At 70.8% G+C, this 23,277-nt stretch carries 23 protein-coding genes; 6 read left to right on the top strand and 17 right to left on the bottom strand.

Annotated features, from left to right (window positions below):
• Positions 1 to 2: 2 nt before the first annotated feature.
• The 11 genes from ACFWYS_RS09620 to ACFWYS_RS09570 form a co-directional block, all read right to left on the bottom strand.
• Positions 3 to 1,460, bottom strand: a complete 1,458-nt coding sequence (locus ACFWYS_RS09620) for an NAD(P)/FAD-dependent oxidoreductase (RefSeq protein ID WP_384765386.1) — start codon at positions 1,458 to 1,460, stop codon at positions 3 to 5.
• A 2-nt stretch (positions 1,461 to 1,462) separates the two neighbouring features.
• Positions 1,463 to 2,317 carry an SAM-dependent methyltransferase gene (locus ACFWYS_RS09615; protein WP_384765384.1) on the bottom strand — a complete coding sequence of 285 codons (855 nt, stop codon included), beginning with the start codon at positions 2,315 to 2,317 and terminating at the stop codon, positions 1,463 to 1,465.
• Positions 2,318 to 2,610: 293 nt separating this feature from the next.
• Complete coding sequence (locus ACFWYS_RS09610) at positions 2,611 to 4,302, bottom strand: GH3 auxin-responsive promoter family protein (RefSeq protein WP_384765383.1); 1,692 nt, start codon at positions 4,300 to 4,302, stop codon at positions 2,611 to 2,613.
• Complete coding sequence (locus ACFWYS_RS09605) at positions 4,299 to 4,931, bottom strand: hypothetical protein (RefSeq protein ID WP_384765381.1); 633 nt, start codon at positions 4,929 to 4,931, stop codon at positions 4,299 to 4,301. The genes ACFWYS_RS09610 and ACFWYS_RS09605 overlap by 4 nt, the downstream gene beginning before the upstream one ends.
• A complete protein-coding gene (locus ACFWYS_RS09600; protein ID WP_384765379.1) occupies positions 4,928 to 5,623 on the bottom strand; it encodes an HAD family hydrolase in 696 nt (231 codons plus the stop codon). The genes ACFWYS_RS09605 and ACFWYS_RS09600 overlap by 4 nt, the downstream gene beginning before the upstream one ends.
• Positions 5,624 to 5,741: 118 nt before the next feature.
• Positions 5,742 to 6,608, bottom strand: a complete 867-nt coding sequence (locus tag ACFWYS_RS09595; protein WP_384765377.1) for an AfsA-related hotdog domain-containing protein — start codon at positions 6,606 to 6,608, stop codon at positions 5,742 to 5,744.
• A gap of 17 nt (positions 6,609 to 6,625) precedes the next feature.
• Entirely contained in the window at positions 6,626 to 6,844 is a 219-nt protein-coding gene (locus ACFWYS_RS09590) for a 4-oxalocrotonate tautomerase family protein (RefSeq protein ID WP_384765376.1), read from the bottom strand.
• A 59-nt stretch (positions 6,845 to 6,903) separates the two neighbouring features.
• A complete protein-coding gene (locus ACFWYS_RS09585) occupies positions 6,904 to 7,797 on the bottom strand; it encodes a hypothetical protein (protein WP_384765374.1) in 894 nt (297 codons plus the stop codon).
• Positions 7,790 to 8,410: a hypothetical protein gene (locus tag ACFWYS_RS09580; RefSeq protein ID WP_384765372.1), complete on the bottom strand. Its 621-nt coding sequence runs from the start codon at positions 8,408 to 8,410 to the stop codon at positions 7,790 to 7,792. Before ACFWYS_RS09580 ends, ACFWYS_RS09585 begins: the two co-directional genes overlap by 8 nt.
• A 146-nt stretch (positions 8,411 to 8,556) precedes the next feature.
• The gene (locus tag ACFWYS_RS09575) at positions 8,557 to 8,799 is read right to left on the bottom strand and encodes a phosphopantetheine-binding protein (protein ID WP_384765370.1); all 243 of its coding nucleotides are present in this window, start codon (positions 8,797 to 8,799) and stop codon (positions 8,557 to 8,559) included.
• 198 nt (positions 8,800 to 8,997) lie between these two features.
• On the bottom strand, positions 8,998 to 9,816 hold the full coding sequence (locus tag ACFWYS_RS09570; RefSeq protein WP_384765368.1) for a helix-turn-helix transcriptional regulator: 819 nt from the start codon (positions 9,814 to 9,816) through the stop codon (positions 8,998 to 9,000).
• A 252-nt stretch (positions 9,817 to 10,068) separates the two neighbouring features.
• Here ACFWYS_RS09570 and ACFWYS_RS09565 point away from each other — a divergent pair, with 252 nt between their 5' ends.
• From ACFWYS_RS09565 to ACFWYS_RS09550, 4 genes are all read left to right on the top strand, one after another.
• A complete protein-coding gene (locus tag ACFWYS_RS09565) occupies positions 10,069 to 10,884 on the top strand; it encodes a thioesterase II family protein (protein WP_384765366.1) in 816 nt (271 codons plus the stop codon).
• Between the two features lie 137 nt (positions 10,885 to 11,021).
• Positions 11,022 to 11,828, top strand: coding sequence for a helix-turn-helix transcriptional regulator (locus ACFWYS_RS09560; protein ID WP_384765365.1), 807 nt, complete (start codon positions 11,022 to 11,024; stop codon positions 11,826 to 11,828).
• 317 nt (positions 11,829 to 12,145) lie between these two features.
• Positions 12,146 to 13,156: a beta-ketoacyl-ACP synthase III gene (locus ACFWYS_RS09555; RefSeq protein ID WP_384765363.1), complete on the top strand. Its 1,011-nt coding sequence runs from the start codon at positions 12,146 to 12,148 to the stop codon at positions 13,154 to 13,156.
• Between the two features lie 117 nt (positions 13,157 to 13,273).
• Complete coding sequence (locus ACFWYS_RS09550) at positions 13,274 to 13,951, top strand: NADPH-dependent F420 reductase (RefSeq protein WP_384765361.1); 678 nt, start codon at positions 13,274 to 13,276, stop codon at positions 13,949 to 13,951.
• A gap of 82 nt (positions 13,952 to 14,033) precedes the next feature.
• Here the strand turns inward: ACFWYS_RS09550 and ACFWYS_RS09545 are convergent, their stop codons facing one another.
• On the bottom strand, positions 14,034 to 15,278 hold the full coding sequence (locus ACFWYS_RS09545) for an acyltransferase family protein (protein ID WP_384765359.1): 1,245 nt from the start codon (positions 15,276 to 15,278) through the stop codon (positions 14,034 to 14,036).
• 273 nt (positions 15,279 to 15,551) lie between these two features.
• Between ACFWYS_RS09545 and ACFWYS_RS09540 the strand changes: the two genes are divergently transcribed.
• On the top strand, positions 15,552 to 16,775 hold the full coding sequence (locus tag ACFWYS_RS09540) for an MFS transporter (protein WP_384765357.1): 1,224 nt from the start codon (positions 15,552 to 15,554) through the stop codon (positions 16,773 to 16,775).
• A 24-nt stretch (positions 16,776 to 16,799) separates the two neighbouring features.
• Here ACFWYS_RS09540 and ACFWYS_RS09535 read toward each other — a convergent pair whose 3' ends face one another.
• Entirely contained in the window at positions 16,800 to 17,219 is a 420-nt protein-coding gene (locus ACFWYS_RS09535; protein ID WP_384765356.1) for a tautomerase family protein, read from the bottom strand.
• 130 nt (positions 17,220 to 17,349) lie between these two features.
• Here ACFWYS_RS09535 and ACFWYS_RS09530 point away from each other — a divergent pair, with 130 nt between their 5' ends.
• On the top strand, positions 17,350 to 18,237 hold the full coding sequence (locus tag ACFWYS_RS09530; protein ID WP_384765354.1) for a LysR family transcriptional regulator: 888 nt from the start codon (positions 17,350 to 17,352) through the stop codon (positions 18,235 to 18,237).
• 30 nt (positions 18,238 to 18,267) lie between these two features.
• Here the strand turns inward: ACFWYS_RS09530 and ACFWYS_RS09525 are convergent, their stop codons facing one another.
• From ACFWYS_RS09525 to ACFWYS_RS09510, 4 genes are all read right to left on the bottom strand, one after another.
• Positions 18,268 to 20,007, bottom strand: coding sequence for a VanW family protein (locus tag ACFWYS_RS09525; RefSeq protein WP_384765352.1), 1,740 nt, complete (start codon positions 20,005 to 20,007; stop codon positions 18,268 to 18,270).
• A 195-nt stretch (positions 20,008 to 20,202) separates the two neighbouring features.
• On the bottom strand, positions 20,203 to 21,357 hold the full coding sequence (locus ACFWYS_RS09520) for a DUF475 domain-containing protein (RefSeq protein WP_384765350.1): 1,155 nt from the start codon (positions 21,355 to 21,357) through the stop codon (positions 20,203 to 20,205).
• Position 21,358: 1 nt separating this feature from the next.
• On the bottom strand, positions 21,359 to 21,754 hold the full coding sequence (locus tag ACFWYS_RS09515) for a universal stress protein (RefSeq protein ID WP_384765348.1): 396 nt from the start codon (positions 21,752 to 21,754) through the stop codon (positions 21,359 to 21,361).
• A 17-nt stretch (positions 21,755 to 21,771) separates the two neighbouring features.
• On the bottom strand, positions 21,772 to 23,274 hold the full coding sequence (locus tag ACFWYS_RS09510) for a tripartite tricarboxylate transporter permease (RefSeq protein ID WP_384765346.1): 1,503 nt from the start codon (positions 23,272 to 23,274) through the stop codon (positions 21,772 to 21,774).
• Between the last annotated feature and the right edge of the window lie 3 nt (positions 23,275 to 23,277).

Genomic DNA, 23,277 nt, shown 5'->3' with positions numbered 1-23,277 from the left:
CTTCATGCTCCTTTCAGGGCGGCGGTGAGGGCTTCCCGGAGTCCGGCCCGGGTGGGGGGAGTGGCTTCGGGGGGCGGTGCGGGGGCTCGTGCGGGGGCCGGTGCCAGGGCTTCGGAGGCTTCGGGGGTTTGCCGTATGCGGGCCAGGAAGCTCTCGTCGGCGACGAGCCGGGCGGGGGTGGTGAGGCTGGTCCGGGCGCGGGTGACTGCCCGCCATACGACGGGATCGGTCGCCGCCGCAGCGATCGCGGCGGCCCAGAGCGGCGCGGACACAGGGGACACGGGTGGGGTGGGGGAGGCCGGGGAGGACGGTGCCGCCCCTGTCTCCGCCCGCCATCGCTCGATGCGCGACCAGGAGTCGTGGCTGCCCTGCTCGAACCAGGGGCGGAGCAACTGGTCGGTGAGGTCTGCCGCGGCATCGCTCAACTCGTGGTCCGCGTAAGGGTGTTGGTCGATCAGCTCGGCGAGCCGGAAGGCGTGGGTGAGGGCCAGGGACAGGCCGCGGCCGAACATCGGGTCCGTGACGCAGGTGGCGTCGCCGACCTGGAGCAGGCCCGGGAGGGGCGGGGCGCCCCGCAGGATGTTCGGCGGCATGCCGGTCACCCGTACCGGGCCCAGCGGCTCCACGGCGTCCTCGTCGACCCAGGCGGCCAGATACGGCGAGATCCGGCACGCGGCGGTGAAGGCGCCGGGGTCGCTCAGCGCCGCCGTGCCGTGATCGTTCGGCAGGGTGCCGAGGGTGATGGCGAACACGTCGTTGTCCGCCGGATGCGCCACGGCCGAGTAGTGGCCCCAGATGCCGCCGGCCGCGTCGCCCCGGTTGAGCGGGCCCGGCGCTGGGCCGTCGGGGTCGCGCAGCCGGTAGAAGCGGCCGAAGGCGCGCAGGCTGCTGGGACCGGTGCGGTCGTCCGGCGCCGGGAGGCCCGCCGCGGCGAGCCAGGACCGGGCGGCGGAGCGGCGGCCGGAGGCGTCCACGACCAGGTCGGCGGGGACGGTCTCGCCGGCCGCCGTGACGACCGCGCTCACCCGGCCTCCGTCGAGCCGGAGTCCGGCGACCGTGGTGTCGTGGCTGACGGTCACCCCGGCCAGGGCCCGCACCGCCCGGTGGAGGACGAGATCCAGCACCGAGCGGCGGCAGACCAGGGTGACCAGGTCCTCGTCACGGACCGCACCGGGCGCCGCCGTCGTGAGGTCCAGCAGCCGCGCGCCCTCCTCCAGCGCCGCGTCCAGCACCGCGGGCGCGTGCCGCCGCAGTGTCCGTACGCCGAGCGCGTTGAGGATGTGGTCATGGGCGGCCTGTGGAACCATCGGCCGCCGCCACAGCTCCGCACTCTTGACGACGGGTCCGTCCGGCGGCGCCTCGCCCCGCTCCAGGACACGCACCCGATGGCCACGCGCGCCGAGTGCCAGGGCCAGGGCGAGGCCGGCGGTGCCGCCGCCCGCGATCACGGTGGCCGTCATGGTCAGCGTCGCCGGCCGTGGACGAAGAACACCCGCCGTACGTCGGTGACTTCGCGCGGCGGCACCGGGTCGGGCCAGCGCCCGTAGTCGGCGTCGGGCTCACCCGGCTGGACGGCACGTGTGTCGAAGCCGTACTGCTCGAACAGGGCCTCCGGCTCGTCGGTGCCGAACACCCAGGGGCAGCCCCACCCCTCGAACACGTCGAGCAGGCCGCGCATATGAGGGAGCGTCAGGGCGGCCCGGTTGACGATGTCGGCGGCGATCCGGCTGCCGGGCGCGGAGATCGCGGCGACCCGCTCCAGCATGCGCCGGGAGTCGGCCTCGGGGATGTAGTAGAGCAGGCCCTCCAGCAGCCATGTCGAGGGCGTGCCGGGGTCGTACCCGGCCTCGACGAGCCGGTCCTCCCAGCCGTCGTCGGTGAGGTCGACGGCGACCGTACGGTGGTCGACCCGGGGCTCGACCCCGCGCAGCCGCTCCGCCTTGAAGCCGAGCACCGACGGGCGGTCGACCTCGAAGTAGCGGATGTGGGCCGGCCAGGGCAGCCGGTAGGCGCGCGAGTCCATCCCGGCCGGGGCCAGCACGATCTGGGTGGTCTCCGGTGCCCGCGCGGCCTCTTGCAGCAGGTCGTCGAAGAACCGGGTGCGGATGGCGTTGTAGTCGGGGGTGCTGGGCAGGGAGCGGGGCCGGTCCGGGGGAAAGGTCGCGGCGCGGACCTCGGCCAGCAGCCCCGGCCCGTCCTCACCGGCCAGCCCTGCGGCGTACGGGTCTTCGTACAGCCGGTCCGCACGAAGGGTCTCGGCGGCGCGCAGGGCCGAGGTGAGCAGGGCGGTCCGTTCTACGGGGTTGAACACGGGCATGGGGGCTCCTCGTCGCGGGCGGGGCGGGGCGGAGGGTGTGGGTGGGGCGGAGACGCAAGGTGTCGGCAGGGCGGAGGGTGCGGGCGTGGGCGGAAGGTGTGGGTGGGGGCCGGATCGTGGTGGCCGGCCGGTGTGCCGATGGCGGTCGGGCGCGCCGGACGGGCCGGGTGCGCTGGGCGGGCCGGGTGCGCTGGGCGGGCCGGGGCGGATGTGTCGGGCGGGGCTCAGTCCGCGGTCGGGCCGGTCAGGCGCCGCCGCTGGGTGTTGTTCTGCCGGAACCAGCCACGACGGGCTCAACCCGCAGCCGTGCCGGTCAGGCGTTGCCACAGGGTGTCGTCCTGGCGGAACAGGCGGTCCTTCACCTGGGTCGGGCGGATTCCGGTCTCGACGGCCGTGTGCCAGTCGCGGGCGAACGCCTCGTCGTCCAGCAGCCGTACGGTGGGCCGGCCCAGCCGTCCGGCGCCCCGGGCGTGGCCGTACCCGGTGGACTCGGCCGCCAGGGCGCGGTCCAGATCGGCACCGAAGCGGGCGCTCTCGTGCGGTTGCCAGGGGGTGCGAGGCGCGATCGCGAAGACGTACCGGGGGGTGCCGTCGGCCGTCGGTTCGACCCGGCACGCCACGTTGCGCAGCCCGAGTCCGCCGCAGCGCAGGGCGGTGTGCAGGGCCCGTACGACCTGGGCGTCCCGCAGCCGCTCGCCGGCCGCGTCGGAGCGTACGCCCCGGCCGGCGTACTCCACCCGTGGCACTCCGCCGACCCGGTCGAGGACGCGGACCACGTCACCGACGGCGTACCGGTAGAACCCGCCGACATGGCTGAAGAGCACGTGGTAGTCCCGGCCGGCCTCGATCTCGTGCGGCAGCAGGGTCGCGCTGTCGGGGGCGAGCTCCTCGTCGGCGGGCACGAACTCGTAGACCGCGGCCGACGCGACGAGGCTGCCCGCCGTGCCGTGCCGGTCCAGCGCCACGCCGGTCGGGCCCTCGGAGGCGGCCACCGGTGCGGGCAGCACGGTGACACCGGTGCCGAACTCCTCGCGCAGCGCGGGGAGATAGAGCGAGGCGACGCCGGTGGTCCAGCAGAACAGGGCGCGCAGGCGGGGCCACACATGGGCGGGGCGCACGGTGCCGAAGTACTCGGTGAGCCGCTCCAGCTGGGCCGCTCGCTCCGGGGCGGGCGCACAGTGCGGCAGACCGCCCAGGGTTCCGTCCCGCACCTCCTTCACGATCCGCGGCCACCACAGGTTCAGCTGGTACGGCACCGCGGCGATCATCGCGGGGTTGATGCCGATCAGACAGCGCACATCGCTCTGCACGGCCAGCCGCAGCCGCAGATAGGCGCGGGCGAGGTGGTCGCCGGGCTCGGTGGGCACCGGCAGCACGGCCCAGGGCGCTCCGGTGCCGGGCTCGGCGGAGAGGGGTTCGCCGAATCGGGCACCGAAGTCGACCTGGCTGGCGCCCACATGAGGGCGGCCGTCGGTGGTGGTGGGCGGGGCGCTGAGCGGGTCGTGCTTGAGGTTGAGGACGGCATCGGGCCTGTGCAGCACCTCGGGGAAGTGCTCGATCAGGGGGGCCCAGGCCGCGAAGTAGAACGGCATGAAGGTGGTGCTCATGAAGCGCGCGGTGACGGGCACCTTCTTGTGCGCACCGGTGCTGCCGCTGCTGGTGAAGTACACCTCGGGCGCGTCGGCCGTGAGCAGGCCCCGCTCGCCCGCGGCGGTCCGCTCGATCAGCGGGGCGTGGGCGGCGTAGTCCTGCACGGGGACGGCGGCCCGGAACTCGTCCATCGTACGGATACGGGCGAACCCGTGCCGCCGGCCGAACTCGGTGTCCGCGTTGAAGTCCAGCAGGTCGGCGAGAACCCGTGACTGACTGTCCATCAGGTCCGCGTGCTCGGCGGCGAGCCGCGCGCGTTCGGCGTACACGCGCTCGCGGTAGCGGTCGGCGTGGCCCGGGGTGTGCCACACGGAGGGGACGTCAGGGACGTTCACGCGGTGAGCACCTTCCGTACGGCCTCGGCGGCGCGGTCCGCACCGGGCTGTTCCGGCAGCACGGTCACCGGCAGGTCGCGCACCTCCTCAAGGAGCAGCTTGCCCAGGTCCTTCTGATAGCGCTCGAACCCGGCCCAGTCGCCGTGGTCGCCCTCGTACTCAAGGGAGTTGAGGCCGGTTCCGTCACCGCGCCGCCGCCAGGCCGCCTCGGGTGAGACATCGAGGTAGACCACCCGGTCCGGCTGGGGGAATCCCCGCCACCAGTCGTACATCCGGCTGTCCCGGACCCCGGCCATCCGGCATTTCGCGAGGATCTTGTAGTAGTACGAGTCCACGAGCAGCGGCACCCGCGGGTCCCGCCCGCGCACCTGGTCCCTGAGGTGCACCACGGCCGTCTGGAGCACGCTGGCCAGGAAGTCCACCGAATAGGCGGTGCCGAGCCCGGGCAGCAGGTGGTCCTGCAGATCACGGCGGAGCCGGGGGATCAGCGCGTGCTCGGGGGCGACGAAGGCACTGTCCGTGGACACCAGCCGCCACTCGGGCAGCAGTGCGGCGAGACGGCCCATGACCGACGACTTGCCGGCCCCGTCGGGGCCCAGCAGCACGAAGAACGGACGCCCGCTCGTCATGCCCGCACGCCCCTGGTGCGCTCGGCCAGCCGCGCGCGCAGTTCCTCGTCGTCCCCCACGACGACGGGATGGCCCACGAGTTCCAGCATCGGCAGGTCGGAGATGTGGTCGCCGTACGCCCAGCAGTCGCGCGGGTCGATGGCGGGGTGGGAGTCCAACTCCCGTAGTACGGCGGCGCGTTTGCCCTCCCCGATGACCGGGGTCCCGACCTTGCCGGTGTAGCGGCCGTCGGCGACGAGCGGGCGGGTGCACAGGACGGTGTCGGCGCCCACCTCGCGCGCGAGGGGCTCCAGCAGGGGCGGGAAGGACCCGGACACCAGGACGACGGTCGCGCCGGCCGCGCGATGGGCGGCCAGGGCCTCGCGGGTGGACTCGATGTAGAAGCCCCGGGAGGACGCGGTGCGTTCGGCGAACCAGTCGTCGGCGAGAGCGCGGATCTCCGCCACGGAGTCGCCGGTGTAGATCCGGTAGTAGAAGCGGTTGATGTCCGCGCGGGGCTTGCCGTCGGCGGCCTGGTGACGGATGACGGCCATGATCCGCTCGTACTCCTCCTCGCCCACCGTGCCGTGCCGGCGCACCAGCTGGTAGTGGAGGAAGTCGAACATGCTCTTGACGGAGATCAGGGTCTCGTCGACGTCGCTGAAGACCAGGTGGCCGCGCGCGGCGTCCGACGTACGGCTGGCATCTGACATGTGGGGGACTCCTTGTCCTTGACGACCGGGCCCAGACGGCCGGATCCATGACGTACGGCGGCCCGTGGCACGCACGGGCTGCCGGGGACGGCCCGCGGCACGCACGGGCCGTCGTCCGTCACGCGGTATGAAGCTCGGTCAGGGCCGCCCCGGCGTCCTGCAGGGACCGCTGGGCCGCCCGGGTCTCCTTGGTGTGGGAGACCTCGGTGTCGAAGGCGGTGAACCGGACCTCCATCTCCGCGGTCTCCGATCCGCCCTGGAGCACGCCGAGTTCGCAGTGGAACATCGTGCGGGTGCGGTGCGGTGAGCGGTGCGAGACGACATGGCACCGGACCGTCGCGGGGAGCGGGAAGAGGAAGTTGCGGTAGCGGGTCGCGAAGCTGTCGATGACGAAGTAGCTGTTGCCGACGGCCTCGCGCGGCAGATAGTGCTGCTCGGCCACGGCGATGAACATCTGCCGACCGGCCTCCATGGCCAGCATCCCCTGCATGTGCTGTCCGGTGACATGGTCGGACATCACCTCATGGCCGGCATCCACCAGCAGGTCGGACACGAACCGGTCGGGGCCGGTCGGGAGGGGCCGGGAGATCAGTACGTTCTCCGCCCGGTGCTTGTGCGCGATCTCCCGTCCGGCACGATTGCGCAGGGCCCGGTCGTCGATGACGACCCGTTCCGCGAGGCCGCGCCGGGCCGCGGTGTCGCGTAGGTACTGGACGTCGAAGTCGGACACACCCTGCCCGAGGGTCACCCGGGCCGTGCCGGAGCCGCCCGGGAACGAGCCGCTCCTGATCCGGCGGGACAGCTGGGAGACCGTCAGGACGCCGTCGTGCCGGGCGAAGTCGGCGAAGACGTCGCCGACGAGGAAGAACAGGCCCGGATCGGCGTCGGTGAGGCCGGGTGTCTCAGATATCTCATCAGATATCTCATCAGATATCTCATCAGATATCTCAGGTATCTCAGATGTCTCAGGGGTCTCGGTGGACATGGCTCTCGCCTCTCGTCTCACTCGGAGAGCCGCCGGCTCAGTTCCGCGAACTTGGGGTCGCTGCCCAGGGCCCCGCCCTCCGCCCAGCGGTTGCGCGGCACCTCCTGGACATAGACGGTGATCTTGTCCAGGGGAGCTCCGGTGACCCGCCGGACGGTCCGGGTCAGCTCTTCCATGAGTTCCTGGGTCCGGGCGTCGTCCTGACCGTCCCAGGTGGTGACGGAGATGATGGGCATGGGACCTCTCTCGTACTGAACGTACTGAACGTACTGAACGCGGGTGGGTGTGCGGCGGGTCAGGACTGCGGGGCGGCGGTCGTCCGCAGGTTCTGGAAGGACGCGCCGCGCAGCTTGAGATGGGCGTGGATGTCGCCGCCGAGGCCGAACTCGCCGATGGCGCCGCCGTAGCTGCGCCGGTAGCTCATCCAGAGCACGACGACGTTGATGATCCGGTTGGCCCCGGACCGCTCCGGGTCCGGGAACGGGTCCGGCATGGTGGCGTGGTAGCGGCCGTTGCCCTCGGCGTCGGTGGTGAAGACGTTCGGCACTCCGAGCGGACCCGGGCGGGTCGGCCCGGCGGGGTCCAGGTCGCGGGCGCGCAGCGACATCACGGTGTAGACGCTGTTCGGTACGAGCCGGGAGAACGCGAAGTCGAACGTCCCGCGGTGCCCGTCGGGGGTGACCCCGACCTCCAGGGTGCCGCTTGCCCGCAGCCACGCGCCGAGCGTGACCGGCTCGGTGACCTTGGGGCCGTCCTCGGGGCGCAGATCCGGGATGGGCACCTCGTGGAAGGCGTGACTGGGCCGCTCGACCCGATGGGCGTCCGGCGACTGCTCGGGTGCGAACACCATGGGGTAGTTGTTGCACGGCAGGGGCAGCGGAAGCGTGTGCAGGACGAGGTCCCGGTCGGCCCCGTCGGGGTCGGTGTCCAGCTCGCGCAGCACGGTGTACGGGGCGAGCGTGCCGAACTCGGGCAGCGGGCTGTCCGGGGAGACGACGGCCGCGCCCCACTCGGGCTCGGTCGCGCCCTCCCGGGTGGTCCGGTTGATCATCCCGACCACCACGAAGTCGCCGTCGGCGTCCATGACTTCGCTCGGCGGGTAGAGCGGGCCCTGAGTGGTGAGGCTGAGCTCGTGGGTCTCCGTCACGCCCGGGGTGGCGGTCCAGGCCGTGGTCGTGATCTCAGACATCGGCGCGCTGGTAGACGCGGGTGTACAGGCCGCTCTCGCCGCCGACGATGAAGCGGTTTCCGGCCTGCTGGACTATGCCCTGGTACTCGGGCGAGGTGAAGGTCTTCTGGTACTCCTCCGGCTCGCACTCGAAGCCGGCCACGAACATCACACCCGGCTGTGTGCTGAGCAGGGTGTGGTAGGCGAGGAACGTGGTCACCGGCTCGGCGCGGCGGACGACGTCGAAGATCGTGTTCTCGCGCCATTCGCGGTACGCCGTGTACTCACCCGGCTTCACCTCGATGTACCGCAGCTGGACGTACGGCGTCTGCGGCAGCGGGTCGGCGGTGTCCTTCGGGGCCTCGACGAACTCCAGGAGCTGGCGCCGGAAGTCGGTGACGAGATCCGCCGAGATGGTGTCCCACAGATTCCGCCACCCGGAGGAAAGCGCTTCCAATTCGGAGAAGTCCTGGACGGGCGTGATCTCAAGAACCGTGTCGCCGTCCGGGCTGCGGAACAACGTGCGGCCGGCCACCGGATCCTTCTGGTTCAGCTCGCTCCAGCGGGCCAGGACATCTTCCAACTTGCCGGGCGCCACGCGGACTTCGTTGAGGATGAGCAGGCTGGCGGACATGGGTTTCCCTTCGATTGATTGCATGTGACACATGTGTGACGGCACGGCCGGTCGAGAGGCCGGGCACAGGCGTTTCCTCCGCCGAGTCGGCGCGAAGAATGGCGAGAATGTGCGGACGGCGCGCGGGGTTCGAGGCGCGGAGCGCGTCAGGCTACGGCGACACCCTTGGTCATGAGAACCGCGGCTGCTTCGGCGACGGTCTGCTCGGGGACGAGTTCACCCGTCTCGATCTCAATACCGAAGGATTTCTGCAGACGCAGGGCGAGTTCTTCGAGGAGCAGGGAGTCGATCTCCATGGCCTCGAATGTCATGTCCGGTGTGATGCCGTCCGTCGGCACGTTCAGTTCCGTCAGGGTCACGATGATGCGACTGACGATCGAGTTACCCATTTTCTTCCTCCGTGCGTCGCCGGTAAGGGCGACCTGAATTCAGTGGTTTGAATTCCGCTGCGTCCCACGGATGCAATTCTGGGATCCTGGCGCGGACGGAGGAAGTGTTTCTTCATGGTGGTGGTGAGAACACCATCATGAGGTGGAACCGGATGCGCCGGTGTCCCGTACCGGCGTCCGGTTGCACCAGGGGGCGGATCAGGCGGCTTGGCTGCCGCGCATCCGTGAGCGTATGGCCGCTGCGGCGGCGGGCTGGGCGATGTACAAGGTCAGGAGGGACTCCGGCTGCTCCGGCACCTGCATCACCACCCGGTCGAAGACCATGACCCCGGTCTTGGGGTGGGCGATCTTACGCACGTTCCGGTGCGGGTCGTCGACCTCGTGGCAGTTCCACAGTTCAGCGAATTTGGGGCTCGTCCGGCACAGTTGCCTCGCTATTCGCTCGAATTCCGGATCGTCCGGGAACCGGGCCGACTGCGCCCGGAACTGGGCGACCAGACCGCGCGCCACCGCTTCGGTCTCCGGATACTTCGCGCGGGTGTCCGTCTCGGTGAAGAACTTCTCCAGGCAGCTGTCTCCGCTGGCTTTGACACGGAACAGCAACCGGGCACAATGGTTGGCCAGTTCGATACCGCCGTACCGGTTGGTGATGTAGGCGGGGTGGAAGGACCAGCTCTCGACCAGCGCCGACATCCGGGCGTACGTGTTGTCCTGTCGGTCGTCGGCCGTGCGTTGCGGCGGGTTGTGTCCGGCCAGCCGGAAGAAGTACTCGCGCTCACAGCCCTTCAGCCGCAGTGCGGTGCTGACGGCGTTCACGATTCCCTCGGAGACGTTGATGTCCCGGCCCTGTTCCAGCCAGGTGTACCAGGACACACCGACTCCGGCGAGGGCCGCGACCTCCTCGCGGCGCAGTCCGGGGGTGCGTCGTCGATTCACGTTCACCAGACCGACTTCTTCCGGGGACAGCTGTGCGCGGCGCGCCCGCAGGAAATGACGCAGCTTCTGGCGGCGTAACATTCCGGATGCATTGGAGGATGCATTCGACTGCATGTACCGACCCTTCTCTTTGGGCGTGAGAGATTCCCGAAGCGAGACCGTACTGCAACATTCAAAGAGGCGGAGATCCGTTGACTCAATTTTGACGGCGATTTTCGGCAGCCTGATTTCGGCCGAATATCGGTGGCCCCGGCAGTGGGTACTACGGGTGGTGGTGCCACCCGGTTCGACACACACTTCCTCCGCTTCGGCGTCGGCGGCAGGGTGGCGGCCATGGCCCATATGACAGGGAACATCGCGGGAGGTACGGCACGAGGCGTCGACGCCGGTGCGGCCCGGCGCGGCGCGGTACGGGGTGGCTCACGCAGGCTGCGCCTGTTCTGCTTCCACCACGCGGGCGGCAGCGCCTGGTCGTTCGCGGGCTGGGGGCAGTGGCTCGGGCGCGAGGTCGAGGTGGTGCCGGTGTCGTTGCCCCCGCGGTCGGCTGCCCCGGCCGGCGCCGACGGCGCCGTCAGCACCATGGACGACCTGGTGCACGAGGTGACACGGCAGCTCGCGCCCGCCCTCGACGAGCCGTACGCCTTCTACGGCCACAGCATGGGCTCGCTGATCGCCTACGGAGTCGCGCAGCGCCGGCTCGCCGAGGGCCGCCGCCCGCCCGCCTGCTTCGTGGCCGCCGCCCACCGCGCGCCCCATCTGCCCCCGCCGGACTCGATCGTGGAGCCGTCGGACGGCGCCACCCTGGAGCTGCTGCTGGGCCTCGGCGGAGCCGGGCGGCTGCTGCGGGAGAACCCCGGGCGGATGTCGGCCGTCATGCAGCGGCTGCGGCAGGACCTGCTCGTCAGCGCCACCTACCGGCATCCGGTGGAGAGCGAGCGACCCCTCTCCTGCCCGGTCCACGTCCTGCACGGCAGGGGCGACGCGCTGGTCCCCACCGCCCACGCGGCGGCCTGGAACCGGCACGCCGAAGGAACCTTCTCGCTGCGGACCATGCCCGGGGGGCACTTCTTCCACAAGGAGCACAAGGAGCTGTTCTTCGAGGAGTTGGGATGGGCGCTGATGCAGGCGTCCGCCGACCTCCCGGCGTAGCCACGCCCGACGGGTGCGGCCACACCGCCGGGTGCGGCCCCACTGCCTGGGTAAACCGCGCCCGCCGTGTGATCCTCGCCGCTGACATTGCGTGTTCGGGCCATCTACCTTGAGTGGACATGAGCACCACGTCATCTGTGAGCGAAAGCAGAACAAAGCGGCGCAGCGCGCTGACCCACTTCCTGCGCAGCCGCCGCGCCGCGCTCTCTCCGGACGAGGTCGGCATGGCCTCGGCAGGCGGTCGCACCCGTGCGGGCTTACGCCGGGAAGAGGTCGCCGTCCTGGCCGGGGTGAGCGCCTCCTGGTACGCGTGGCTGGAACAGGGCCGTCCCATCAGGGTCTCGGACGGCATCCTCGACGCGATCAGCCGCGCGTTACGTCTCACCGAGTTGGAACGCGTCCATCTGTACCGGCTCGCAGACGCGAACCCTCCGCTGTCGGAGGCATGCGCGGGCCCGCCCGACGCCGAGATCCTCCAACGGATGGTCGACACCCAGTTACTGGGGCCGGCGTGTGTCATCGACCGCTACTGGGACGTCCTCGCGGTCAACGAGGAGGCGGCCGGCGTGCTGCACCTGGGCCAGGCCGGCAACGAGAACTTCCTGATCAGTCTGTTCACCGGATCCCACGGCCGCCGCTATCGCGATCTGCCGCGCGTGGCCCGCCGGATGACCGCCCGCTTCCGCCTGCAGGCGTCGTACCTCCCCGACGACCCGCGCTACGAGCGGATGGCGGACCAACTCGCCCAGGACAGCGACGAGTTCGCCGAGATCTGGGACCGGCACGAGGTCGAGGAGTGCACCTCGACGACCGTCCGGCTGGACCATCTCGGCGCGAGCCGTGCCCCTTTCACGCTGTTCACCATGGACCTCTGTGAGGCCGCCTGCTCCCGCCTCCTCGTGTATCTGCCGCCCGGGGCCGGCGCGCCGTCGGGCTGGAAGTAGCCCCTCGCACGGCCGGGTCCGGCCGGGTCCGGCCCGGCCGGAGAAGGGTGGTGCTCCCGCCACCACCGGTGCCACCCACAGGGCCCGTACGGTCTGGCAGCGTCCCGTCCGGCCGTCGGAGAATCGTCGTACACGTCAGGTACGTCTTCGATCGTGCGCCGATCACACCTGGCCACAGGGCCTCCCCTCCCGCTCTCCCCCGACCGGAGGGGAGGCCCCTTCCAGTGGCCCGGCCGCGACCTCCGGCACCGGTAATCAGGGAGGCCCCTCTTGGTATTCGTGTTGTCCCACGGACCCCTCGTGAGCGAGGCGGCGTCATGAGCAGAGCAGCGGTCCTCACCGGGCTCGGGACGTACACCCCGCCCCGCGTCGTCACGAACGACGATCTCTCCCGGACCATGGACACCTCCGACGAGTGGATCCGCACCCGGACCGGCATCACCCAGCGCCACTGGGCCGAACCCGGCACCGCCACCAGCGACCTGGCCGTCGAGGCGGGCGAACGGGCGCTGAAGTCGGCCGGCTCCGGCGACGTCGACCTGGTCGTCCTCGCCACGACCACGCCGGACCACTCCTGCCCGGCCACGGCCCCCGACGTCGCCTCCCGGCTGGGCCTGGGCACCGTCCCCGCGTACGACATCGCCGCGGTGTGCAGCGGGTTCGTCTACGCCCTGGCGTCCGCAGCGGGCGCCATCGCGGTCGGTATCGCCGAACGCGCCCTGGTCATCGGGGCGGAGACCTACTCCACGATCCTCAACCCCGAGGACCGCACCACCTCGGTCATCTTCGGCGACGGCGCCGGGGCCGTGGTGCTGCGGGCCGGCGAGCCCGACGAGCCGGGCGCGCTCCTCGGGCACGACCTGGGCAGCGACGGCTCGCTCAAGGACGCCATCATCGTCCCGGCCGGCGGTTCCCGGCAGCCGTCCGCCGCGGCCGACGCCTCCGGTGCCCGTTCCGCCGACACCTACTTCCACATGGACGGCAAGCCCGTCTTCCGGCACGCCGTGACCAGGATGGCGGCCTCCTCCCGGGCCATGCTCGACCGCGCCGGGTGGACGCCGGAGTCGGTGGACTGGTTCGTCGGCCACCAGGCGAACGTACGGATCCTGCACGCCGTCGCCGACCAGCTGGGGATGGACCGGGAACGGACGGTCGTCAACCTCGACCGCGTGGGCAACACATCGGCCGCCTCCATCCCGCTGGCGCTGGGCGACGCCGTCGCCGCCGGGCGGCTCACGCCGGGCGACCGCGTGCTGATGAGCGCCTTCGGCGGCGGCGTGACCTGGGGCTCCACGGCTCTTCGGTGGCCGGAGGTCCTCCCCGGCTAGGGCCCTGATGGCTCGCTGTGCCGGCCGTCGGTGTGCGAAGACCGGCGGCCGTCATGCATGTCCGGCGGCTGTTGCCGTTCGCCGCCGTGACCCCTCACAGAGATCAAGGAACCGACGATGACCGCACCCACCACCGCATCCACCACCCCACCCATCCCGCTGCGCATCTGCGTCCTCGGCGCGGGCAACATCGGCCGCCCCCTCGGCCGGCACTGGCTGGCCGCCGGTCACACCGTGACCTTCGGCTCCCGGACCCCGGAGCGGCTCGCGTCGTTCGTCGAGCCGCTCGGCGAGCGGGCGCGGGCGGCGACGTACGCCGACGCGGCCGAGGCGAGTGACGTGGTGCTGCTCTCCGTACCGCACCCGGCCCTCACGGAGCTGCTGGACCAGGTGGCGGACCGGCTGGCCGGGAAGACCGTGATCGACGCGACGAGCCCGGTCGGGGTCTCGGCGGAGGGGCTGTTCGTGTCCGAGCTGGGCGCGGGGATGACCCAGGGCAGCTGGTCGGCGAAGCGGCTGCCGAACAGCTCGGTGGCACGGGCGTTCGGCCACTTCCCCGACGAACTGCTGTGGCCGCGCGGCACCCGGCAGCGGCACTTCTGGGGAATGGCGGTCGCCGCGGACGATCCGGACGCCCTGCGGATCACGGAGGACCTGGTGCGCGACGCGGGCTTCGTCCCGGTGCACCTCGGCGGCCTGGACGAGTCGCAGGCGATGGAGCCCGGCGGCGCGCTCTTCGGGTACTTCTCGACGGCGGCGGGTCTGCGGGCGGCGGCGGGCCTCGCGGGCCGTTGACGTGGCGACCGCCTGTTCCCTCCGGTCAAGGCCGGAGGGAACAGGCGGTCGTTGTATGACCCCGTCCGTCGCGCGGGGTGGGTCAGATCTCGTTGTCGGCTCGCTGGGCGGCGACCGGCTGGGGCCCGGCGGGCACCGGCCACTGTCGGCCCGTCTCCGTCCCCTTCGCGTTCTCCGTCTCCGTCTCCGTCCCCTTCTCCTTCTTCTTCGGGTTGGACCAGCGCCGGGTGATCGGGCGCTCGATCAGGTCGTACAGCGCCCAGGAGACGAGGACCGAGGCGCCGAGGCAGAGCACCATCAGGCCCGCGGCCTGCGGTGCGGTGTACGACTTGCTGCCCAGTAACTGCCACACGGCCTGCACCACCGTGAAGTGCACGAGGTAGAAGGCGAAGGAGATGTCGCCGAGCCAGACCATCACCCGGTTGCGGAAGAGGGTGAAGCGGCCCTCGTCGTCGGCGATGGCGCCCGCGGCGATCAGCAGGGCGGCCGGGACGACGCAGACGGCCCGCGACGAGTAGATGTACGGCGTGAAGTAGCCGAGCGCATAGCCGGCGACGAGCAGCACACCGGACCAGATCATGCCGATGTCGCGCCAGCGCCCCGAAAGCACCGAGCGGGCCACGAGGATGCCGAGGGCGAAGTCCAGTACCCGCGGGAACGGCAGGATGTACGAGAAGAAGTACTGGTTGACCGAGGTCGAGGGCTCCATGGGCATGAACACGGAGCCGGCCGGGACGAGCTGGGTGGACAGGAACGGTGTGGCGACGATGCCGAGGGCGACGATCGCGACCCAGAGGTTGATCCGGTTGGCCGGGATCTTCTTGGCCAGGTGCAGCAGGACCGGGAAGGACAGATAGAAGATCGCCTCGACGGCCAGCGACCAACCGGCCGGGTTCACACCGAAGTTGACGGCGAAGTCCGGGTAGTAGACCTGGAGCATGAAGAGGTTGAGCAGCCCGATCTTCATGTCGGTGACAGGTGCGGCGAAGACGACCATCGCCAGCACCCAGACCACGACATAGTTGGGGACGATCTTGAGGAACCGGCGGCGCCAGAAGCGCCGCGCGGTGTCCGTGTCCCGGGCCGACCAGGTCAGGACGAAACCGCTGAGCACGAAGAAGAAGCTGACGCCGAGGGAACCGGCGTGGTGCACGGTGCGGTAGTAGTCGAGCACGTTCTCGTGGCTGATCCAGGGAACGCCGAGGAAACCGAGCAGCGCCGCGTGGTAAAGAAACACCACGAATGCAGCTGGAAAACGCAGCCCGGTGAGCGTGTTGAGGCGAGCCACCCGGGCACGCCCCGGCGCACTCATTCGGTCCGTCGACACGTTTCTACTCCTCAGGGAAATGGGGGTCGGGGTGACGCAAGTTACCCGACCCGTACGCGTCTTGCCGGGGTGGATTCATCCGGTTGTTCCCAGCACCATCAGGCCGACTACCAGGAGGTTTGTGCTGGGTGGTGGCTCCACCACCATGATGAGGAAACACTTCCTGGACAAGCCGCGCACACGCGATGATGGCCCCGTCGTAATTGTCTGAGTGAGTTCCCAGAGTAATTCGCGGAAGAATTCAACTCAGTAATATTTCCCCGGGGAGTATTGATGTCCCACAGCGTGACCAGTCGGACGGCGCCGGAGTCCGCACCGCCGAGAGAATCGGCGCTGCGCGGCTGGCTGGCGGTGGCAGGTCTGGCCCTCGGCGTCTTCTCGTTCGTCACGACGGAGACCCTGCCGATCGGACTGCTCCCGGCGATCGCCGACGGAACGTCGGTGTCGGTCGGCACGGCGGGCTTTCTGGTGACGGGCTTCGCGGCGGTGGCGGCGGCGACGGCCGCGCCGCTGACCGCGCTGACGGGCCGGATGGACCGCAAGTGGCTGCTCGTGACGCTGATGGTCTTCTACGTCGCCGGCAATCTGCTCGCGGCGGTGGCGTCGACCTACTCGCTGCTGCTGGTCGCCCGCATCATCGTGGCGCTGGCCCACGGTGTGTTCTGGTCCATCGCCGTGGCGGTCGCGGTACGGCTGGTGCCCGAACGGCACGCCGTACGCGCGACGTCGGTCGTCCTGGGCGGGATCTCGCTCGCCTCGGTCGCGGGCACGCCGCTCGGCACGGCGATCGGCCAGTCGACGAGCTGGCATGTGGCGTTCGTGTGCGTGGGACTGCTCGGCATGCTGGTGCTGGCCGCCGCGCTGCTGTTCATGCCGGCGCTGCCGGCCCGGGGCAGCGCGAACCTCGGTGTGCTTCTTCAAGTCCTGCGCCACCGTGCGCTGTTGGCAGCGATCGGGGTGACGACGCTCGTGATGAGCGGCCACTTCCTGGCCTTCACCTATGTGACGCCGTATCTGGAGGAGATCACGGGTGTCCGGTCGTCGCTGATCGGCGTCCTGCTGCTGGTCTTCGGCGTGGCCGGACTGGTGGGCAACTTCGCGGCCGGCGCCGTGGTGGGGCGTGCGCTGCGGGGCAGCCTGATCGGCGGCAGCGGGCTGCTGGCCGTCGTACTGGCGGTGATGTGGGCCGTCGGCGAGAACACCGTGCTCGCCGTGACGATGCTGGTGTGCTGGGGCGTGCTGTACGCGACGCTGCCGGTGGGGCTGCAGACGTGGGTGCTTCAGGTCGTTCCGGAGGAGAGCGAGGCGGCCTCGTCCTGGTACGTGGCGGCCTTCAACGGTGCGATCGGTGTGGGGGCGCTGATCGGCGGGCTCCTCACCGATGCGTCGGGGCCCCGGCCGACGATGCTGGTGGCGGCGGCGTTCGCGTTCGGGGCGGCGGTGCTGCTCGTGGTGTCCGGGAGGACCTCTTCACCGCGGTCCGCTGTGGGACGGTGACTCCGCCGCCCCCCCCGGGCACGGCTACCGGGCGGCGGTCGCCGCGGCGGGGACCGCCAGGTCGCCCTCGATGTACTGGGCCCGGCCGAAGCCGAAGGACCAGTCGGCGGCGGTGTTCTCGACGTACCCGATGAAGACGTCCTCGCCGGCCACCCCCAGCTTCGCCAGGGAGGCGTTGACGGCGGCGTACAACTGCTGCTTGACCTCGGTCGAGCGGCCGGTCTGCGTGAAGATCTGGATCATCACGGTGTCGTCGCCGCGCTCGAAGCCCAGTCCGGCGTCGAGCGCGATGACCCGGCCGGCCTCGTGCTCGGTGACGATCTGGAAGCGGTCGCGCCCGGGGACGCCCAGCACCTCGACGACGGCCGTGTGCACGGCGTCGGCGACGGCACGGACCTGGGCGTCGGTGCGGCCCTTGACGAGATCGATGCGGACCAGCGGCATGGCGGAACTCCTTGCTCGGGGTGTGCCTCGGGGGTGCTTCCACCGTGCCGCCGTAGCGGCCATACGTCAAAGACCTGGTTCTTGGCCCAGCCATAAGAATCCCGAATGCATCCCGCATACACTGACGTCCATGGAGGTGCGAACGCTGCGATACTTCCTCGCCGTCGCCGAGGAACAGTCCTTCACCCGGGCCGCGGCCCGCTGCCATGTCGCCCAGCCCGCCATCAGCCAGCAGATCCGTGCGCTGGAACGGGAGCTGGGCGAGGCGCTGTTCGAGCGGGACTCGCGGGCCGTCCGGCTGACCGCGGCGGGGGAGGCGCTGATGCCGCACGCCCGTACGGTGTCGGCGGCCGTGGCCGCCGCCAAGGCCGAGTTCGCCGCCCGCTCCGGCCTGCTCACCGGGGCCCTTTCCCTCGGCGCGGCCGACGGGGTGGAGAGCAGCAGCCTTCCGGCGCTGCTCGGCACGTTCCACCGGCTGTATCCCGGCGTCACCGTGGATCTCGTGGAGGGGGCGAGCGCCGGGCTGGTTCCCCAGGTGCGGCAGGGCTCGCTGGACGCGGTGTTCGTCGCCGTGCCCCCTGCGGGACTGGAGCCGGGGCTGGAGCACCGGGTCCTGGTGCGGGACGAGATCGTGGCGCTGGTCGGCGCCGGCCGGCCGCAGGCGCGACAGACGGCCCTGTCCCTGCGCGAGGTCTCCGCCGTCCCGTTGATCACCTACGGCCCGGACAGCGGCCTGCACTCCCGGCTGCGGACCGCCTTCGAGGCGGCCGGCGTCCCGTTCCGGCCCGCCTACGCCACCAACCATGTGGCGCTCCAGCTGGAACTCGTCGCCGCCGGGGTCGGTATCGCCCTCGCGGCGGGCGCGGCCCGCGGCATCACCCGGGATCCGCGGATCGCCGTGGTGCCGGTGACACCCGCCATCCCCTACGCCAAGGCGCTGGTCTGGCGCTCCGGCCCGCACTCGTCGGCTCCGCTGCGGGCACTGCTGGACCTGCCGGCCCCGGCCGACGACGAGTGACTCGTCCCATGGCCCCCGGAGCCGGGCCGGTCACTCGCAGACGATCTCGTCGCGCGGGGTGTAGTGGGTGCGGAACGGCTCCCGCTTCACCTCTTCGCCGTCGGCGTAGAAGACCCGCTGCACGGTGACGTCGAAGCCCTCCAGCGGAGTCTGCGGCACGCACTTCTTGTCGGTGCTCACCTTCCGCTTCGGCTCCTTGACGTTGGTGCGCGGCCCCGTGACCGACTCGATGTCGTCGTACTTCTTGGTCCCGAGGAAGGTGATGGTGACCGAGGTGTCGGTGGACTCGGCCTGGATGTAGACGGCGTTGCCGGTGTCGTTGCGGAACTTCAGGTCCAGGCTGCCCCAGGCGACCGTGGCCTCACGGCCCTCCGGGTAGCGCTCGATGTAGAACGAGTGGGCGCCGTACTCCACCGGCTTCACCCCGGCGAAGAACATCGCGTTGAAGATCGTCGTGGCGACCGCCGACACACCGCCGCCGGGCGCCTTCTTGAACTCGCCGCCCAGGATCATGACGCCCTCGGTGAAGCCGTTGGCCTCGGTGCGCTCACCGACCGTCCGGTTGAAGCTCCAGGTCTTGTCCGGCAGGACGAGGGAGCCGTTGATCAGCTCCACGGCCCGGCCGATGTTCTTGGTGCGGTACGGCGCCGGCTCGAAGTTGACGGTGAACGACGACAGCTTCTCCGTCAGGCCCAGCCGCTCGGCGTTCTGCGCGGTCACCTGCGGCCGGGCCACACGCGCGGCGACCTCGCCGGTGCGGGCGGGGCCCGACTTGGTGAGCAGCGGCAGTACGGCCTGGCTCAGCGCCTGGTCGGTGATCTGTACGCCGGACCTGGCGTCGTCGGCCGCGACGACCTGGTCGCCGTCCAGGTTCAGCGTGGCGTTCTGCGGCCTGGCGGGCAGCTCGGAGAGGGGCTCGGCCACCGCGGGGGCGGCGCGCAGGCCCTTCGCGTCCAGCTTCGGGGCGAGCTTGCCGGAGCCGTCGGGCCGCATCGTCAGGTACTCGCCGAGGACCGCAGGGCCGATGCTGAACCGCTCGCCGGCCGCGCTGAGCATGACCGGCGCCGACATCGCGGGCTGCGCGAATTGGCGCACCGCCCGGTCCACCTCCGCCGACGTGACCTTCGGCTTGGTCTCGTGGGCGGGCAGCGCCGTGACCGCAGCGGCCTCGCCGCGCAGGAAGGCGGCGCGCAGGGGGTCGACGGCGGCGTCCGTGTCCAGGGCGTGGCCGTCCTGCGGGGCGGTCCGGCGGACCTGGCCGTCCTCGAAGGTGACGGCGCCGTCGCGGACCTTGGTGTCGAGCGACTTCGCCAGCTTCTCCATGCCGGAGTGGGCCTTGTCCTCGTCGACGCGTACGGCCGGTTCGACGGCGCCGCCGGAGCGGAAGAGGCCGCCGATCACGGTGAACGGGTCGGCGTCCTCGGTGCGCGACGCCCGGTCGGCGGTCTTCTCGTAGTCGAAGGTGATGCCGACCTGCTTGGGGTCGACCGTGCCCTTGCGGTCGCCGACCGTCACGGGCAGCTCGCGGGAGGCGGCCGGGTCCAGCCGGTCCTCCAGCTTCCGGACGGCCTCTGCCCGGCTGAGGCCTCCGATGTCGACGCCGCGCACCGTCGTGCCGGCATCTATGTCGCCGCCCGCGAGCAGCAGCCCGGCGACATACAGGCCGCCCACGCCGACGGCGAGGGCGCCGCCGGCCAGGGCGAGGGGTGGAACGGAGGCTACGCGGGAAGGTGAGGCTTTTCGCGGAAAGGCGGGGGCGCGCAGGCGCATGGGTCTCCCGGGCGGACGACGACAGGGACGGCGCGTCGGATGACGCGACGCTGTGCGCGAGGCAAGCACATCCAGCTAGCCATAGTCGGGCGAAAAGGACTATGTCGCAGGCCACGTTTGTCCCATATCACGCCTTGTGTCCCACCCGGGACGCCCCGTGTCGTGCCCGGAACGCCCCGTGTCCCGCCCGGCCCGTCACGCCTTCGACGTCACCTCCGCGTCCTCGGCCTCCTCCTCCGACGTCAACTCGCCCTCCCCGGACGCCTCCAGGGCCCTGTTGCGGCGGACGGAGGCGAGGAAGGACGCCGCGATCAGGACGACGCCGATCAGGCCCGTGATGATCTCGCTGATCTCGTGCTGGATGGTGATCAGCAGGATCGCGGCGAGGGCACCGATGGCGTAGTGGGCGCCGTGCTCCAGGTAGACGTAGTCGTCGAGGGTGCCCTGGCGGACCAGGTAGACGGTGAGCGAGCGGACGTACATCGCGCCGATGCCGAGGCCCAGCGCCATCCAGAAGATGTGGTTGGTGATGGCGAAGGCGCCGATCACACCGTCGAAGGAGAAGGACGCGTCCAGGACCTCCAGGTAGAGGAAGAGGAAGAACGCGGCCTTCCCGGCGAGCGCGACCGCCGAGACCGGCTTGCCCTGCGCCCTGGCCTTCTCCGCCTCCTCGTGCTCGTGTTCCTCCTCCTCTTCGAGCCGGTGCTCGAAGTGCGCGGAGAGGCCGCCGACCACCAGGTACGTGATCAGGCCGGCGACTCCGGCAAGCAGGACGGTGCCGGCCTTGTCCGCGTGGCCCGTGCTGACGTGGGCGTGGGTGGCGAAGGTCATCGCCGTGGCCAGCAGGGCGATGAGCGCGACACAGACCGACAGCATGTCGATCTTGCCGAGCTTCGCGAGCGGACGCTCCAGCCAGGCCAGCCACTTGATCTCGCGGTCCTCCAGGATGAAGTCCAGGAAGATCATCAGCAGGAACATGCCGCCGAAGGCCGCGATCGCCGGGTGGGCGTCGGTGACCAGGTCCTGGTAGCGGTCGGGGTCGTCCAGGGCGAGCTGGACCGCCTCGATCGGACCGACCTTGGCGCTGATGGCGACGATCACCACCGGGAACACCAGCCGCATCCCGAACACCGCGATCACGATGCCGACGGTGAGGAAGATGCGCTGCCAGAAGGCGTTCATCTTCTTCAGGACCCCGGCGTTGACGACCGCGTTGTCGAAGGACACCGAGATCTCCAGGATCGACAGGATCAGCACGATCCCGAACGCCTCCCAGCCCCACTGCCACGCGGCGAACGCGAGGCCGAGCACGGTGACGACGAACGACCAGCCGAAGGTGCGCAGCAGCATGTCAGCCCTCCGCCTTCACGGCCAGCACCGGGCAGCCCACGCCCAGCAGGATCTGCTGGGCCGCCGATCCCATGATCAGCTTGCCGACCGCGCTGCGGCGGCGCAGACCGATCACCACCAGGGAGGCGCCCATGGTCTCCGCGAGGTCGATGATCTCCTCGGCGGCGTCCCGGGCGCCGACGACCTGGCGGACGTCGAAGGCGACGCCCAGTGCCGCGAGGTCCTCGCGCACATGGGTCAGGTCGGGCTCCTGGGCGAACCGGGGATCCGCATAGGCCTCGCCCCGGGTGGTGTTCACGACCAGCAGTTTCTCGGCGCGGCGGCGGGCCTCGTCGATCCCCGCCCGCAGGGCCGCCTCGCCCTCGGGTGAGGGGACGTAGCCGACCAGGATGGTCATCTCGATCTCCAGAAGTCTCAGGCGGCGCTACGCGCGCGCAGGGGACGTACGACGAACCTGCCTATCAGCGGCCACACCAGTACCAGCGCGATCACCGCGTAAACCGTGTACGACACCGGGCCGCCCAGCAACCCTGACAGTTCACCTCCGGACAGCTGAAGGGAACGCCGGCCCTGAAGTTCCGCGCGCGGACCCAGGATCACACCGACGATCAGCGGCAGCACCGGCAGCCCGAAGCGCCGCATGGCGAAGCCGAGCAGGCCCAGGGCGAGCAGGAGGAACAGGTCGAGCGGCTGCGCGTTGACGGCGTAGGCGCCCATCGAGGCGAAGAACAGGATCCCGGCGTACAGGTACGGCCGCGGGATCTGCAGCAGCTTCGCCCAGGCCGGGGCCAGCGGGAGGTTCAGCAGCAACAGCAGCAGATTGCCGATGAAGAGGCTGGCGATCAGGACCCAGACCAGGCTCGCCTCACGCTCGAAGAGCAGCGGGCCGGGCTGGATGCCGTACGACTGGAAGGCCGCCAGCATCACGGCCGCGGTGGCGTTGGTGGGCAGGCCGATAGCCAGCATGGGTACCAGGGTGCCCGCCGCCGACGCGTTGTTCGCGGCCTCCGGCCCCGCCACGCCCTCGATCGCGCCCTTGCCGAACTCCTCGGGGTGCTTGGTGAGCCGCTTCTCGGTGGCGTACGACAGGAAGGTCGGGATCTCCGCGCCACCGGCCGGCAGCGCGCCGAACGGGAAGCCGAACGCCGTGCCGCGCAGCCAGGGCTTCCAGGACCGCTTCCAGTCCTTCGGGCCCATCCACGGGCGGCCGACCGGGATCACCTCGGCCGGTCTGCGCCGCAGATGCGCGGCCACCCACAGCGCCTCGCCGACCGCGAAGATACCGACGGCGACCACGACGACGTCGATGCCGTCGGCCAACTGCGGTACACCCAGGGTGAGTCGCTGCTGGCCGGACACCGAGTCGATGCCGACCAGGCCGATCGTCAGGCCGAGCAGGAGCGAGATGAAGCCCCGGACGCGGGACGAGCCCAGCACCGACGTCACGGCTATGAACGACAGCAGCATCAGCGCGAAGTAGTCCGGAGCGCCCAGGCTGACCGCGAAGTCCACCACGAACGGGGTGATCAAGACCAGCAGCAGGGTGCCGATCGTGCCCGCCACGAACGAGCCGATCGCCGCCGTGGCCAGCGCCTGGGCCGCGCGGCCCGCCTTCGCCATCTTGTTGCCCTCGATGGCCGTGACCACGGACGAGGACTCACCGGGGGTGTTGAGGAGGATCGATGTCGTCGAACCGCCGTACATGCCGCCGTAGAAGATGCCGGCGAACATGATGAACGCCTGCACCGGCTCCATGCCGTAGGTGACGGGCAGCAGCAGGGCCACCGTCATCGCCGGGCCGATGCCCGGCAGGACGCCCACCGCGGTGCCGATGACGACGCCGACCAGGGCGAGCAGCAGGTTCAGCGGGGCCATGACGTCCGCGAAGCCCTGCATGAGGTTGTTCAGGTTGTCCATTGC

The organism is Streptomyces sp. NPDC059010 (assembly GCF_042740355.1).
Classification (GTDB): domain Bacteria; phylum Actinomycetota; class Actinomycetes; order Streptomycetales; family Streptomycetaceae; genus Streptomyces.
The sequence above is the reverse complement of the archived record's forward strand: the minus strand, read 5'-3'. Positions and strand labels throughout refer to the sequence as shown.